This is a genomic window from Bordetella holmesii, assembly GCF_020735985.1.
GTDB classification, from domain to species: domain Bacteria; phylum Pseudomonadota; class Gammaproteobacteria; order Burkholderiales; family Burkholderiaceae_B; genus Bordetella; species Bordetella holmesii.
Genome location: NZ_CP085973.1, coordinates 1,643,430 through 1,657,869, shown reverse-complemented (window position 1 = coordinate 1,657,869; position 14,440 = coordinate 1,643,430). Strand labels below are relative to the sequence as shown.

General features: G+C 60.3%; 15 protein-coding genes and 2 pseudogenes. 6 read left to right on the top strand and 11 right to left on the bottom strand.

Translation table 11 applies throughout. The features are described from left to right. Positions 1 to 125 precede the first annotated feature (125 nt). Positions 126 to 674: a YaeQ family protein gene (locus LK440_RS07895; RefSeq protein ID WP_005013721.1), complete on the bottom strand. Its 549-nt coding sequence runs from the start codon at positions 672 to 674 to the stop codon at positions 126 to 128. Between the two features lie 80 nt (positions 675 to 754). On the opposite strand from LK440_RS07895, the gene LK440_RS07890 reads away from it, so the two are divergent. Further along, positions 755 to 1,114 carry a LysE family translocator gene (locus tag LK440_RS07890; RefSeq protein WP_005013722.1) on the top strand — a complete coding sequence of 120 codons (360 nt, stop codon included), beginning with the start codon at positions 755 to 757 and terminating at the stop codon, positions 1,112 to 1,114. Positions 1,115 to 1,161: 47 nt separating this feature from the next. Then, complete coding sequence (locus LK440_RS07885; RefSeq protein ID WP_005011985.1) at positions 1,162 to 2,382, top strand: ISL3 family transposase; 1,221 nt, start codon at positions 1,162 to 1,164, stop codon at positions 2,380 to 2,382. Between the two features lie 75 nt (positions 2,383 to 2,457). On the opposite strand, the gene LK440_RS07880 is transcribed toward LK440_RS07885, so the two are convergent. The 4 genes from LK440_RS07880 to LK440_RS07865 form a co-directional block, all read right to left on the bottom strand. Then, positions 2,458 to 3,579: an ABC transporter substrate-binding protein gene (locus LK440_RS07880; RefSeq protein WP_005013723.1), complete on the bottom strand. Its 1,122-nt coding sequence runs from the start codon at positions 3,577 to 3,579 to the stop codon at positions 2,458 to 2,460. 37 nt (positions 3,580 to 3,616) lie between these two features. Beyond that, a complete protein-coding gene (locus LK440_RS07875; RefSeq protein ID WP_005013724.1) occupies positions 3,617 to 4,330 on the bottom strand; it encodes an ABC transporter ATP-binding protein in 714 nt (237 codons plus the stop codon). Positions 4,331 to 4,340: 10 nt separating this feature from the next. Further along, on the bottom strand, positions 4,341 to 5,561 hold the full coding sequence (locus LK440_RS07870; RefSeq protein ID WP_005013725.1) for an ISL3 family transposase: 1,221 nt from the start codon (positions 5,559 to 5,561) through the stop codon (positions 4,341 to 4,343). An 82-nt stretch (positions 5,562 to 5,643) separates the two neighbouring features. Then, the gene (locus LK440_RS07865; RefSeq protein ID WP_005013726.1) at positions 5,644 to 6,198 is read right to left on the bottom strand and encodes an ABC transporter ATP-binding protein; all 555 of its coding nucleotides are present in this window, start codon (positions 6,196 to 6,198) and stop codon (positions 5,644 to 5,646) included. Between the two features lie 145 nt (positions 6,199 to 6,343). Between LK440_RS07865 and LK440_RS07860 the strand changes: the two genes are divergently transcribed. Continuing rightward, the gene (locus LK440_RS07860) at positions 6,344 to 7,294 is read left to right on the top strand and encodes an IS481-like element IS481 family transposase (protein ID WP_005013727.1); all 951 of its coding nucleotides are present in this window, start codon (positions 6,344 to 6,346) and stop codon (positions 7,292 to 7,294) included. Here LK440_RS07860 and LK440_RS07855 read toward each other — a convergent pair. Genes LK440_RS07855 through LK440_RS07845 form a run of 3 tightly spaced genes read right to left on the bottom strand, consistent with a single transcriptional unit; the run spans position 7,254 to position 9,268 of the window. Beyond that, on the bottom strand, positions 7,254 to 7,454 hold the full coding sequence (locus LK440_RS07855; RefSeq protein ID WP_111118755.1) for an ATP-binding cassette domain-containing protein: 201 nt from the start codon (positions 7,452 to 7,454) through the stop codon (positions 7,254 to 7,256). The genes LK440_RS07860 and LK440_RS07855 overlap by 41 nt on opposite strands. Position 7,455: 1 nt before the next feature. Next, positions 7,456 to 8,382 (bottom strand): branched-chain amino acid ABC transporter permease, encoded by a 927-nt coding sequence (locus LK440_RS07850; protein WP_005013730.1) that lies wholly within the window; start codon positions 8,380 to 8,382, stop codon positions 7,456 to 7,458. 13 nt (positions 8,383 to 8,395) lie between these two features. Continuing rightward, on the bottom strand, positions 8,396 to 9,268 hold the full coding sequence (locus tag LK440_RS07845; RefSeq protein WP_005013731.1) for a branched-chain amino acid ABC transporter permease: 873 nt from the start codon (positions 9,266 to 9,268) through the stop codon (positions 8,396 to 8,398). 162 nt (positions 9,269 to 9,430) lie between these two features. Between LK440_RS07845 and LK440_RS07840 the strand changes: the two genes are divergently transcribed. Together LK440_RS07840 and LK440_RS07835 are read left to right on the top strand one after the other, a co-directional pair. Beyond that, positions 9,431 to 10,378 (top strand): LysR family transcriptional regulator, encoded by a 948-nt coding sequence (locus LK440_RS07840; RefSeq protein WP_005013732.1) that lies wholly within the window; start codon positions 9,431 to 9,433, stop codon positions 10,376 to 10,378. A gap of 383 nt (positions 10,379 to 10,761) precedes the next feature. Beyond that, on the top strand, positions 10,762 to 11,298 hold the full coding sequence (locus tag LK440_RS07835) for a PIN domain-containing protein (RefSeq protein ID WP_005013733.1): 537 nt from the start codon (positions 10,762 to 10,764) through the stop codon (positions 11,296 to 11,298). Here LK440_RS07835 and LK440_RS07830 read toward each other — a convergent pair. Further along, positions 11,292 to 11,783, bottom strand: a pseudogene (locus LK440_RS07830) (threonine ammonia-lyase); the annotation flags it as partial. The gene LK440_RS07835 and the pseudogene LK440_RS07830 overlap by 7 nt on opposite strands. Before the next feature lie 92 nt (positions 11,784 to 11,875). Between LK440_RS07830 and LK440_RS07825 the strand changes: the two are divergent. Next, the gene (locus LK440_RS07825) at positions 11,876 to 12,826 is read left to right on the top strand and encodes an IS481-like element IS481 family transposase (protein ID WP_005012808.1); all 951 of its coding nucleotides are present in this window, start codon (positions 11,876 to 11,878) and stop codon (positions 12,824 to 12,826) included. Here the strand turns inward: LK440_RS07825 and LK440_RS07820 are convergent. After that, a pseudogene (locus tag LK440_RS07820) lies at positions 12,821 to 13,558 on the bottom strand (pyridoxal-phosphate dependent enzyme); the annotation flags it as partial. The gene LK440_RS07825 and the pseudogene LK440_RS07820 overlap by 6 nt on opposite strands. A gap of 12 nt (positions 13,559 to 13,570) precedes the next feature. Continuing rightward, a complete protein-coding gene (locus LK440_RS07815; protein WP_005019399.1) occupies positions 13,571 to 14,302 on the bottom strand; it encodes a hypothetical protein in 732 nt (243 codons plus the stop codon). Positions 14,303 to 14,440 lie beyond the last annotated feature (138 nt).

Here is a 14,440-nt window from a genome sequence, read left to right as displayed (position 1 = left end):
ATGGATGAGACAACGCACCCCGATAGCCGAGCATCGGTAGGTGCGTTGATTGACGTAAACGCTTACGGCGGGCGCGAAACCGGCCACAACGGCGTCAAGTGTACGCCAGAACCGGGAGTGGCCAATCAATCCCTGGCCTGACGCCAGATTTCGGGCTCCAGAGCGACCTCGCCTTCGGCGGCGGATACGTATACGGTCTGATCCGAGATATTGACGTTGATCTGCATGCCTCGCTCGGCCAGCGCGGCCAGGGCCTGCGTCTGATGGGACGGCAGGTTGACTACCTGTAGATTGCGCGCCCGCTCCACCTTGCCGCGCACGCCCTCCCACCATATTTGGGACGCGTGGCCACCGTAGCAGTAAATGACCACCTGATCGGCGCGACCGCAGGCGCGCAGGATGCGGCGCTCCTCGGGTTGGCCGACCTCGATCCAGAGCGAAATCGCGCCGGTCAGGTCCTTGGACCAGATATCCGGCTCATCGGTGTCGCTCAGGCCCTTGGTAAAGGCCAGTGTCTCGTCCGCGTGCATGGCAAATGCCGCGAGGCGCACCATCATGAGCTCATCGGTTTCCGAAGGGTGACGCGCCACGGTCAGTCCATGACTGCCGTAATAGTGGCGGTCGGTATCGGCAATATTGAGGTCGGCTTTGTATATTGTTGCGCGCAGGGCCATGAAACCATCCGGCGTAGTCGCCAAAGCCCGCCATCATACCGCCTGCGCGTATCATCAGCGCTTAGCTACCATTTTCTGCCATGACTGCCGCCCTGCTCGCCTTCGCCCTTGCCGCCCTTATCATGACGCTCACCCCCGGGTTGGACACGGCGCTGGTTCTGCGCACGGCCGCCACCGAAGGCCCGCGACGCGCTTTCATGGCCGCGGTGGGCATTTGCGCAGGCTGCCTGGCTTGGGGTGCGGCGGCCGCCTTCGGGCTTGGCGCCTTGCTGTCCGCCTCGCGCCTTGCCTATGATCTGATACGCATCGCCGGTGCGATTTACCTGCTGTATCTGGGCGCTGGCATGCTGTGGCGCGCTCGCCTGGCGCGCGGAGTCACCGGTCTGGGGCAAGCCGCCAAAAATAAGGTTCATCGCGGAATAGCGTGGAGCCGTGCTTGATTGCCGTTACGCTTGATCCTTGATTTTCAAGGATCAAGGCCGGGATCATGCTGGACCGCAAGACGATCGAGAGGTTGGGTGGGTGGGAAGGTTATCGGGTGGAGCGGGTCGTGTGGCCTGAAGGTGAGAGCCGGACGGTCACGATTTACCTGAAGCCTTCAGCGCGAACGATGCACTGCGAGCACTGCGGCAACCGATGTCGGCAGGTGCATGAGACGACCACGCGCCGGGTGCGGGATCTGCCGCTAATGGCGCTGCGAGTGACGCTGGTAGTGCCGCGTCGGCGGGTCTGGTGCGAGCAGTGCGGTGGACCGCATCTGGAGAGGCTGAGCTGGCTGGGCCGTTACCAGCGAGTGACCGACCGGCTGGCCGAGGCGGTCAGCCAGTTGCTTGAGTCCAGCAACATTCTGGCCGTGGCGCGCTTCTTCCAACTGGGTTGGCACACGGTCAAGGCGCTGGACAAGGCCCTGCTGCGACGGGCGATCCAAGAGCCGGACTGGAGCCAGATCCACTACCTAGCGATGGACGAGTTCGCTCTACACAAGGGCCATCGTTATGCCACGGTCGTTGTCGATCCGATCCGCCGTCAGGTGCTATGGATCGGTGATGGCCGCTCGCGCGAGACGGCCAGAGCCTTCTTCGAACAACTGCCAACTGGGGTTGCCCAGCAGATCCGGGCCGTAGCGATCGACATGACGACGGCCTATGAGCTGGAGATCCAGGCCAACTGCCCCAACGCCGAGATCGTCTACGACCTGTTCCACGTCGTGGCCAAGTACGGCCGTGAAGTGATAGACCGGGTGCGTGTAGACCAAGCGAACCAGTTGCGGCACGACAAGCCGGCCCGCCGGGTGATCAAGTCCAGTCGCTGGCTACTGCTGCGCAATCGCAAAAACCTCGATCCGTGCCAATCGGTAAAGTTGGACGAGTTGCTCCAGGCCAACCAGCCCTTGCTCACCGCTTATCTGATGCGCGATGAGCTCAAACAGCTGTGGTTCTACCAACACCCCGGCTACGCCCGCCAGGCATGGGATCACTGGCTGCAACAGGCTCAGGGCAGCGGCATCGCCGCCTTGGCTCACTTCGCGCTCAAGCTAAAAGCCTATCTGCACGGGATTCTGTCTCGCTGTCGCCACCGGCTCAACACCAGCATCGTCGAGGGCATCAACAACACCATCAAAGTCATCAAGCGCCGCGCCTACGGCTACCGCGATCAGGAGTACTTCTTCCTCAAGATCCGGTCTGCATTCCCCGGTATTCCTCGATGAACCAAAAAAAGCCGCCATGAAAGGCGGCCTAGTAATGGCCGGCAAGGGCCGGAAAACGACTGATTCAGGCCGCGCTTACTTGGCCGGGATGATCTGACCGCGCTCGAACTTTGCCAGCAGGACCTTGCCGTCGTTCTGATTGGCCGCATCCCACTGGATCGGTCCCAGCAGGGTTTCGAAACCGATCAGCATTGGCAGTCCCTTCTGAATATCGGCCGAACCGTTGCCACCACCACGACGCGCTGCCTCCGCAATAGTTTGGACGGCGGCGTAAGCCGCGGCATCAAAGGCGCTGGCATTGACGCCATACTTTTCCTTGAACGCCTTTTCAAACGGAGCGTGACGCGGATCAGCGCCTTCAGCCCAGTTGGTTGGAAACACCACGCCCTCGGCGGCCGCGCCAGCCAGCTCAGCGAACTTGGGCACGCCCTGCCCCATGTTGACGATCAGTTGCGCATTGATGCCCAGTTCCTTGACCTGGCGAGCAATGATCGAGCCCTCGGTGTAGTAACCGTGAACCAGCAGAACTTCCGGATTCTGCTTGCGGATGTTGCTCAGTTGCGCCTTGAAGTCCGTTTCGCCACGGTTGTACTCCTCGTAGGCAACGACTTCGCCGCCCAACGAACGAATATAGTCAGCAGAACTCTTGGTCGGAGGCTTGCCATAGTCGGAGTTCTCAGCCAAGAAGGCGAAGCGACGCTTGCCGCCGTCCTTGAAGAAGTGCTCGACGGCTTTGAGGTCAAGCTGATTATCCGTCACGTTGACGCGCCAGACATGCTGATAGCCCTGTTTGGTAATAGTGGGAGAACCCGCCACACCGACCACCAGTGGCACCTTTGCCTTCTCGTTCTCACGCGAGAAGGCGATGGTCACTAGGCTGGCTGACGAACCTGCCATGACGTTGACTTTGCGCTGCGTGATGAGCTTCTTGGCCGAATTAATGCCGACCGTCGGATCGCTCTTGTCATCCTCGGCGAAGATCTCGATCGGCTTTCCATTCACTCCCCCGTCGGCATTGATCATATCAACGGCAAGGCGGGTGCCCTTGAAATGGGCTTCGCCGTAGGCGGCGCCTGGGCCGGTGATGGACTCAATGAAGCCAAGCCGCAGCGGGGTATCGGCGGCCACGGCACTGCCAACCATGGCCAGCGTGGCGAAAACGCCCAAGCATTTTTTTGCGTACTGAATACCTTGCATGTCTTCCTCTCGTTTGAATTAACTTGTTTATGATTTATTAGTCGTCAATGCCCAGATAGGCTTTGCGCACGGTGTCACTGGCGAGCAGGGCTTCGGAGCTGTCTGCACCCACGATGCGACCTGTCTCCATGAGGTAGCCACGCTGCGCAGTCTGAAGCGCCAGCGTGACGTTTTGCTCAACGAGGAAGATCGTGGTTCCAGCCCGATGGATTTCCTTGAGCTTCTCCATCAACTCCGCCACGACGAGTGGAGCCAAGCCCAGCGAAGGCTCGTCCAGCAATAGCAGGCGCGGCCGGCTCATCAGCGCGCGGCCGATTGCGACCATTTGCTGCTCACCGCCACTCATCGTGCCTGCGCGTTGGCTCCAGCGCTCCTTCAGGCGGGGGAACTGCTCAACAATTCGCTCGAGATCGGCTTCTATCTCGCCCTTGGTGGCATTGCGAATCTGCTCGCCGATAGCCAGGTTTTCTGCCACCGTGAATTCCGGGAAGATTCGCCGACCTTCAGGAACGATGCTGATGCCACTGCGAATAATGCTCTCGGTGGATGCACCGGTAATGGCGCGCCCATCAAAGTCGATGCTGCCCTGGCTTGGACGATTCAGACCAAGAATGGCTTTGAGCATCGTGCTCTTGCCCGCGCCATTGGCGCCGATGAGGGTTACGAACTCACCCTTGCCAATTTCCAGTGAGCAGCCCTTCAAGGCTTCGATGCGGCCATAGCGGGCACTGATGTTGTTCAGCTTGAGCATTATTTTTGGTTCATCGAGGAATACCGGGGAATGCAGACCGGATCTTGAGGAAGAAGTACTCCTGATCGCGGTAGCCGTAGGCGCGGCGCTTGATGACTTTGATGGTGTTGTTGATGCCCTCGACGATGCTGGTGTTGAGCCGGTGGCGACAGCGAGACAGAATCCCGTGCAGATAGGCTTTTAGCTTGAGCGCGAAGTGAGCCAAGGCGGCGATGCCGCTGCCCTGAGCCTGTTGCAGCCAGTGATCCCATGCCTGGCGGGCGTAGCCGGGGTGTTGGTAGAACCACAGCTGTTTGAGCTCATCGCGCATCAGATAAGCGGTGAGCAAGGGCTGGTTGGCCTGGAGCAACTCGTCCAACTTTACCGATTGGCACGGATCGAGGTTTTTGCGATTGCGCAGCAGTAGCCAGCGACTGGACTTGATCACCCGGCGGGCCGGCTTGTCGTGCCGCAACTGGTTCGCTTGGTCTACACGCACCCGGTCTATCACTTCACGGCCGTACTTGGCCACGACGTGGAACAGGTCGTAGACGATCTCGGCGTTGGGGCAGTTGGCCTGGATCTCCAGCTCATAGGCCGTCGTCATGTCGATCGCTACGGCCCGGATCTGCTGGGCAACCCCAGTTGGCAGTTGTTCGAAGAAGGCTCTGGCCGTCTCGCGCGAGCGGCCATCACCGATCCATAGCACCTGACGGCGGATCGGATCGACAACGACCGTGGCATAACGATGGCCCTTGTGTAGAGCGAACTCGTCCATCGCTAGGTAGTGGATCTGGCTCCAGTCCGGCTCTTGGATCGCCCGTCGCAGCAGGGCCTTGTCCAGCGCCTTGACCGTGTGCCAACCCAGTTGGAAGAAGCGTGCCACGGCCAGAATGTTGCTGGACTCAAGCAACTGGCTGACCGCCTCGGCCAGCCGGTCGGTCACTCGCTGGTAACGGCCCAGCCAGCTCAGCCTCTCCAGATGCGGTCCACCGCACTGCTCGCACCAGACCCGCCGACGCGGCACTACCAGCGTCACTCGCAGCGCCATTAGCGGCAGATCCCGCACCCGGCGCGTGGTCGTCTCATGCACCTGCCGACATCGGTTGCCGCAGTGCTCGCAGTGCATCGTTCGCGCTGAAGGCTTCAGGTAAATCGTGACCGTCCGGCTCTCACCTTCAGGCCACACGACCCGCTCCACCCGATAACCTTCCCACCCACCCAACCTCTCGATCGTCTTGTGGTCCAGCATGATCCCGGCCTTGATCCTTGAAAAATCAAGGATCAAGCGTAACGGCAATCAAGCACGGCTCCACGCTATTCCGCGATGAACCTTATTTTTTCGCTCCTTCGCCCAAGTAGGCGGCTATCACTTGCTTGTCTTGCTGGACGGCGTCGGGCGTATCGTCCACTATCTTGGTGCCATAGTTAAGTACGACGATATGGCTACACAGCTCCATCACCAGACGGATGTCATGTTCGATCAGTACAACCGTATATCCTTTGCCGTGCAGTTTGCGCACCAGGGCCTTAAGTGCAAGCCGTTCCTGCAGATTAAGGCCGCCGGCCGGTTCGTCCAGAAGGATGATTTGGGGATCTGTGGCCAGTGCGCGAGCTATGTCGAGTTGTCGCTGCTCACCGTAAGGCAAGCTGCCCGCCAACTCGTCAGCCTTGTCGGCCAGACCGACATCATCAAGCAGCTCAATGGCGCGGGCGCGAGAGGCGGCTCGCTCACGCCGCTCACCTGGTGTGCGCAGAACTGACGCGAACACGCCAGCTTTCGTGCGCGCTTGGCGACCGATCATCACGTTCTCCACCAACGTAAGGTCGGGGAACACCATGACGTGCTGAAACGTGCGTGCTACGCCCAGGCGGTTGATCTGATGCAACGCCAGATGGCTGATCTCCGTATCCTGGAAATATACGGACCCGCTAGTTGTGAAGATTCAATAGGTTGTATGCATGGTTCATCCGAACCGGATTTGAGAAACTGGAAATCGCCAACCCCCCAGTTCACTCAAGGAGCCCGGCCGGATGAACACCCATAAGCATGCCCGATTGACCTTCCTACGTCGCCTCGAAATGGTCCAGCAATTGATCGCCCATCAAGTTTGTGTGCCTGAAGCGGCCCGCGCCTATGGGGTCACCGCGCCGACTGTGCGCAAATGGCTGGGCCGCTTTCTGGCTCAGGGCCAGGCGGGCTTGGCCGATGCGTCCTCGCGCCCGACGGTCTCGCCCCGAGCGATTGCGCCGGCCAAGGCGCTGGCTATCGTGGAGCTGCGCCGCAAGCGGCTGACCCAAGCGCGCATCGCCCAGGCGCTGGGCGTGTCAGCCAGCACCGTCAGCCGCGTCCTGGCCCGCGCCGGTCTGTCGCACCTGGCCGACCTGGAGCCGGCCGAGCCGGTGGTGCGCTACGAGCATCAGGCCCCCGGCGATCTGCTGCACATCGACATCAAGAAGCTGGGACGTATCCAGCGCCCTGGCCACCGGGTCACGGGCAACCGACGCGATACCGTTGAGGGGGCCGGCTGGGACTTCGTCTTCGTGGCCATCGATGACCACGCCCGCGTGGCCTTCACCGACATCCACCCCGACGAGCGCTTCCCCAGCGCCGTCCAGTTCCTCAAGGACGCAGTGGCCTACTACCAGCGCCTGGGCGTGACCATCCAGCGCTTGCTCACCGACAATGGCTCGGCCTTTCGCAGCCGCGCCTTCGCCGCGCTGTGCCATGAGCTGAGCATCAAGCACCGCTTTACCCGACCTTACCGCCCACAGACCAATGGCAAGGCCGAACGCTTCATCCAGTCGGCCTTGCGTGAGTGGGCTTACGCTCACACCTACCAGAACTCCCAACACCGAGCCGATGCCATGAAATCCTGGCTACACCACTACAACTGGCATCGACCCCACCAAGGCATCGGGCGCGCTGTACCCATCTCCAGACTCAACCTGGACGAATACAACCTATTGACAGTTCACAGCTAGTCGGCGTATAGATGCCACTGACGACGTTGAAGAGCGAGGTTTTCCCCGCGCCGTTCGGCCCGATCAAGCCCGTGACGATGCCGGGACGGATAGTGAAGGACACATCGGTCAGCGCACGCACTCCACCGAAGGCCAGGCTGACATTCCGGATGTCTAACATGTTACTTCCCCTCTCGTGCGGACAGGCGATGCACAAGGGAGATCAGCCCCTTTGGCATGAACAGAATCACCACGGCCAGCGTCAGGCCGTAGATCAAAACGTTGTACTCGCCGAACTCCTGCGTGTACTCCTCCATGATCGTGAGGGAGAACGCGCCCAACAGTGCCCCGGGCAGGCTACCGATACCGCCGACGAAGGCCATGATCAGGAACAGGATCGAAACGTGCGTACCCAGACGTTCCGGGTCGACGAACCCGTCGTAGTGCACGAGCAGCGTTCCGGCAAATGCAGCGAACATGACGCTGATGGTGAAGGATAGAACCTTGTATCGAAACACTGGTATACCCAGCGATTGGGCGGCCAGTTCATTGTTTGCAATGGCCTGCAGGGCGTCACCCGTGCGGGACGCCACAACGCGATGCAGGATTAGCAGCCCCAGCCCGACGATGGCCAGTACGTAGTAGTAATAGGCCAGGCCGCCATTCAATTCGATGCCGAAGAAACTGGCCGGCGGCACTGCCGTCAAACCTGAAGGGCCGCCAGTGATACTGGCGTTTTTGATCAGCGTCTGAATGATGATCGCCACCGCAATGCTGGCCAACGCCAGGTAATGTCCGCTCGTACGCAGTACAACAAGACCCACGAGTGCGCCGACCAGGCCGGTGGCGGCCGTGGCACCCAGCGCTGCCAAGATATAGGGCACTCCGGCCTTAGCCAGCATGCCGGACACGTAGGCTGCCAGCCCAAAATATGCGGCGTGACCCAGAGAGATCTGACCGGTGCAGCCAACGAACAAGGTCAGGCCCATGACGACGATAGCGTAGGTCGCCGCACGGATGGAGAGATGGGTGACGAAGGGATCGTCCAACAGGGCGGGAACTGCCAGCAACACTACGACAGCGATGCCGATGAGATATTTGCGATTCATGTTCGGCCGTCCGTCAGACTTTCTTCACGACTTTCTTGCTCAGAATGCCATTGGGCTTGAGCAGGATGATCAGTAGCAAAATCGAGAAGGACACCATGTCCTTGTAGGCGGAGCTCAGTGCCAGCGTTCCGAACTGCTCGATGATGCCCAGGACATAACCGCCAAACACGGCGCCCGAAACCAGCCCCAGCCCACCCAGCAGCGCTGCAGTAAAGCCTTTGAGCATGATTAGGTTGCCCATATCGAAACTCAGCACCGCCACCGGCGCGTAGACGATGCCCGCGACAGTGCCCAACAACGCGCTCAATGCGTAAATGAAACAGTTCACCCGCGACACGTTGATGCCCATCATGCGAGCTGCAGTCCGGTCTTGAGCAACGGCACGCGCCGACAACCCGATTTTGGTCTTGGTTAGGAGCCAATAAAGAGCCGCCATCATGACCAGGCTGACAGCGATGATGAGCAGGTACTGCATGCCGATTTGCACGCCGCCGATTTCGATGACCCGCTCGCTGAAGGGAGGGAAGCGGTAGGCCGACGCGCCAAATATCAATTGCGCCGCGCTGCGCAGCAGAATGAACAGTGCCACCGTCATCATGAAAAGCGTAAGCGGGCTGGAGTTTTCAATGCGGCGCAGGAAAACGCGTTCGAGCATGGCACCGAGCAACAGACCGGAAGCCATGGCGCAGGGCAACGCCAGCCATATGGGCAAAGCCAGATCCACATGGAATACATAGCCCATGAAGGCCCCTGCCATGAAGATTTCGCCCTGCGCAAAATTGATCAAATCCATGCCTCGATAGACCAGGGTTATGCCCAAGGCTATGAGTACGTATGTGCTGCCCACGGATAAACCGTAGAGCAGCTGCTGCAAGAAGGCCGACATCGGCTTTGTCTCCGGAAAGAACGCGGTGGATGCCTGCGTAAGGCATGTGCCGCTTTATGTTCTGGTTCTAAGGCCCGCCAGATTATTCAGACTTTCCATAAAAATAAAATGCTATATTTTTCGGTTAGCTATAGATTTTTTGCATACGTTGGGAGGTACCGTATGGAGTTGCGGCATCTGCGACACTTTGTGGTCGCGGCCGAACAGGAAAGCATTGCGTCGGCAGCTCGCATCCTGTGTATGGTGCAACCCGCACTGACCCGTTCTATCCAGACTCTGGAAGAAAGCGTGGGCGCCCAGTTATTCGTGCGACACGCCCGGGGCGTCAAACTCACCGCTGCAGGGCGACAGTGCTACCAGGATGCGACGCGCCTGCTCCAAGAGGCGGCGCAAATGCGCAGCAATGCCGTGCGGGCCAGCGAAGGTGTGCTCGGCAACCTCCATCTCGCCATCAGTCCGCAACATGCCTGGCTGCCGCTTATATGCCGAATGCTGGGCCAATTCCGCGATGAACATTCGTTGGTCACGCTCATGTTGGACATGCTGCAGTCTGGCAGACAACTGGACGGGATTCACCGAGGAGACCTGGACGCGGGCTTCATGTTTATGCGCCCGCGGCACGATTCGTCGTTTGCTGGCCTACTCGTGCACAACGAGCATTTAGTGCTGGCTGTGCCAGAGAACTCCCCCTACGCCAAATCGCCGCCAAAACGTCTGTCCGAGCTGTCGGGGGAACCCTATATCGGCACGCCCAAGGCATCTTCATTTCATTTCAACGATTTCGTCGAGAATGAGTACCGTCGCCTTAACTTTCAGCCCAGGACTGTTCAGATGGGCAGCAATTTTTTGGTCATGCTAGGACTTGTCGCGGCAGGCATGGGGATTGCAGTCGTGCCGGGCGTGAGCCGCTTTATGCATCCACGCGGTATTGTTTTTCACAACGTGCCCGATCTGGATTCGCAGCTGGAGCTCGAACTGGTATGGCGTAGCAACGACAACTCACCGGTGCTTGCCCGCTTTCTCGATGTGGCCCGGCGCGCTTGTGCGGAGGGAGGAGTCGGGGAGAGAGACTGGGCCCCTCATAGGGAAGGCGCAATGACGAGCATCTGAAGGACAAAAGCCGTAGCAGGTCAGCACGACCAGAATCTTTAGTTCCGATAGACAGGAAATTCGCCCCTCAGGACACCCCGTGCATAGACTACGGGCCAGAAATAGCGTTCTTCGGTCAGTCGGCACCTTTACATTGGCGTGCGCCAAGTTGCCCAGCCATGCAGCCTGGGACGGCCGTCAGAGCCGATATAGTCTGCCCTTCCAAGAAATAAATCCAATCCTCGAAATTTATTTTCATCATCACGCTAGCTGATATCTGGGCACCCACGGGCCGGCCGCGCCCGGCCAGGCCGGGGGCTATACTTGCTCGCTGCAAACGGCCTTATTGTGCTTTGAACTTGTCTCAACCTGCTCCCTATATCGTTCTCGACGCCTGCGTACTGATGTCCAATATCGTGCGCAGGTTGATGCTGCGCCTGGCAGCGGCAGCGGTCTATCAGCCGGTGTGGACCGAGCGCATCGGTCATGAATGGCGCCGCAATGCCGCGCGCATCTGGGACGTCGCGCCAGACTTCCTGCAACAGCAATGGGCACAGATGAATGCGCAGTTTCCGCAGGCGCTCGAAAGCGATATCGAACCTTACGAACTCAGCTTGCGCTACAGCGACCCCAAGGATTTCCACGTCATCGCCGCGGGCCTTGCGCGCCGCGCACGTTGCGGCCACCAACACCCCCCGCAGGTGCAGGTGGCCACCTGGAATCTGAAGGACTTCAACCGCTCAGAGCTGCGACGCCAGGGCCTGGACGCTTTCAATCCCGACACGCTGATAGCACGCTGGTACGCAGAGCATCCTCAGGCCATACGCGATGCGCTGGCGCTGGTACCTCAGGACTACGTCGCGCTTGGCCGAGACGCTGAGCCGCTTGCCACCACGCTGCATCGCGAGCGACTGTACCGGGTCAAGAACCTGGTTCAGTGATCGTGATTGCTGGCAGCAAAGCCGGCGTCGTTCAGCACACTTATGACCTGGGCGATGTGTTCCGGCCCGCGCGTCTGCAATACGAAATCCACTTCGACGTTGCGCACGGGCAGCGCGGTAAAGGCACGCTGATGATGCACTTCGGTAATGTTGGCATGGACGTCCGCAATCAGCCGCGTGGCATGCGCCAGCGCGCCAGGAAGATCGCGTAAGTCCACGCGAATGCGGGCCAGACGGCCGGCGCGCACCATGCCGCGCTCGATCAGCTCACCCAGCATCAGAGGGTCGATATTGCCGCCGGTGAGCACCAGGCCGATGCGCTTGCCCTTGAAATAGGTATTGCCGCGTGATTTTTCCAGCAGCAAGGCGGCCAACCCTGCTGCGCCGGCGCCTTCGACCACCGTTTTCTCGATTTCCAGCAACACGACAATCGCATGCTCGATATCGGCCTCGCTCACCAGCTCGATGCGGTCGACTAGGTGTGAAGATTCAATAGGTTGTATGCATGGTTCATCCGAACCGGATTTGAGAAACTGGAAATCGCCAACCCCCCAGTTCACTCAAGGAGCCCGGCCGGATGAACACCCATAAGCATGCCCGATTGACCTTCCTACGTCGCCTCGAAATGGTCCAGCAATTGATCGCCCATCAAGTTTGTGTGCCTGAAGCGGCCCGCGCCTATGGGGTCACCGCGCCGACTGTGCGCAAATGGCTGGGCCGCTTCCTGGCTCAGGGCCAGGCGGGCTTGGCCGATGCGTCCTCGCGCCCGACGGTCTCGCCCCGAGCGATTGCGCCGGCCAAGGCGCTGGCTATCGTGGAGCTGCGCCGCAAGCGGCTGACCCAAGCGCGCATCGCCCAGGCGCTGGGCGTGTCAGCCAGCACTGTCAGCCGCGTCCTGGCCCGCGCCGGTCTGTCGCACCTGGCCGACCTGGAGCCGGCCGAGCCGGTGGTGCGCTACGAGCATCAGGCCCCCGGCGATCTGCTGCACATCGACATCAAGAAGCTGGGACGTATCCAGCGCCCTGGCCACCGGGTCACGGGCAACCGACGCGATACCGTTGAGGGGGCCGGCTGGGACTTCGTCTTCGTGGCCATCGATGACCACGCCCGCGTGGCCTTCACCGACATCCACCCCGACGAGCGCTTCCCCAGCGCCGTCCAGTTCCTCAAGGACGCAGTGGCCTACTACCAGCGCCTGGGCGTGACCATCCAGCGCTTGCTCACCGACAATGGCTCGGCCTTTCGCAGCCGCGCCTTCGCCGCGCTGTGCCATGAGCTGGGCATCAAGCACCGCTTTACCCGACCTTACCGCCCACAGACCAATGGCAAGGCCGAACGCTTCATCCAGTCGGCCTTGCGTGAGTGGGCTTACGCTCACACCTACCAGAACTCCCAACACCGAGCCGATGCCATGAAATCCTGGCTACACCACTACAACTGGCATCGACCCCACCAAGGCATCGGGCGCGCTGTACCCATCTCCAGACTCAACCTGGACGAATACAACCTATTGACAGTTCACAACTAGGCGGCTGACGATCGCTTGCGTCAGTGTGCCGGGCGATTTGACCGCGATACCTTCCGCAATGGTGTAGTTGCCGCTATCCATGGTCAGCCCGCGCACCGCTGCATACATGGACGGAAATCGCTCGGTCTGCACACCGATGATCTCTATGTCTGGCTTGATGGCCTTGGCCGCGGTGGCCACGCCGGAAATCAGGCCGCCGCCGCCGATGGCGATGACGATGGCGTCCAAATCCGGTTGCGCCTGCAGCATCTCGATGCCTATGGTGCCCTGCCCGGCGATCACGGCCTCATCATCGTAGGGATGAATCATTGTCAACCCGCGCGCCCGGGCCAGCTCGAACCCATGCGCCTTGGCGTCATCGAAGGTATCGCCGGCCATCACCACCTCTGCGCCGAAACGCATGGTGTTGGCAACCTTCACCGTCGGGGTGAACCGCAGCATCACGATGACTGCGGGCACCTTCATGCGCTGGGCATGATAGGCCACCCCTTGGGCGTGATTGCCCGCCGAGACCGCGATCACGCCGTTGGCGCGCTCCTGGGGAGTGAGGGTCAGCATGCGATTGAGCGCGTCCCGCTCCTTGAAGGATGCCGTGAACTGGAGGTTTTCGAATTTGAGCCAGACCTCCGCCTGCAGAATGTCGGAGAGCGTGCGCGACAGCGTAAAGGGGGTGTTCTGGACTTGCCCGCGTAAATTGTCGCGTGCGGATTCAATAGCGGCGAAATCGATCATGAGACACCCCGGTCAGCGCACCGGCAGGAAATTGAAGAACATCAGGCCTTGAGCATAGTTGATACCGACCCGACGGGTATTTTCGCCGAGCAGATTGGCAATCAAATCCAGACGGCCGATGATAGCGCCGAACTCGCGCTCGAAACTCAGATTGGTGACGGTGCTGGACATTTCATTGGCCAGCAAAAGCGGCTCGCCCCGGGCGTTTCGCCGCGATGACAGCAGCCACGCGGCCGCTTCGACGTTACGGGCCGCGTTATAGATCCGCTGGCCGTCCAATATGTCAGAAACGTAAAAGCGGGTTTTGTCATTGTGGGCTGCCAGAATAGTGTCAGCCAGCCCGTAAATAAACGCCGCGACTCTGTCGCCATGGTAATTGGGGTCCAGCGATACGGCCAGGACCTGCACATCGCGCAGCCCGGCCAAGCCGCTGGGCGCTCGACGCTCTTCGATCAGGCGCTTGACGTAGGCCACCGCGGCGGCCTGGTCGGCCAGGCCCGATTTGCGCCACTCGCGCGGATTACGCCGGTACAGCTTATCCAGCAAGGCATACAGACTATTGAAATTGTCGCGCGCCGCAAGCGTGACGGTACGATTGAAATCCGTCTGGGCAAGTTGGTCGGCGGACATGGGTTCGCTGCGCGGCACACGTGCGGACGAAGGCGTCGCCGCGGGCGTCACGCAGCCTGCCAGGCTCCAGCCTGTCAGCAGTATCGTCGCGGCCAGCCACCACCATCGCCTCATGCCAGATTCGCCAGTCCTCTGTCGCCATCCGCCGCCCTGCGGAACTGCCACGACTTTACCGGATTTGCCCGCCCACGTAAGCAGGGATGTTCCCGCTTTTGCAAGCGAAAGAAAAATGGCGCCCGAAGGCGCCATTTT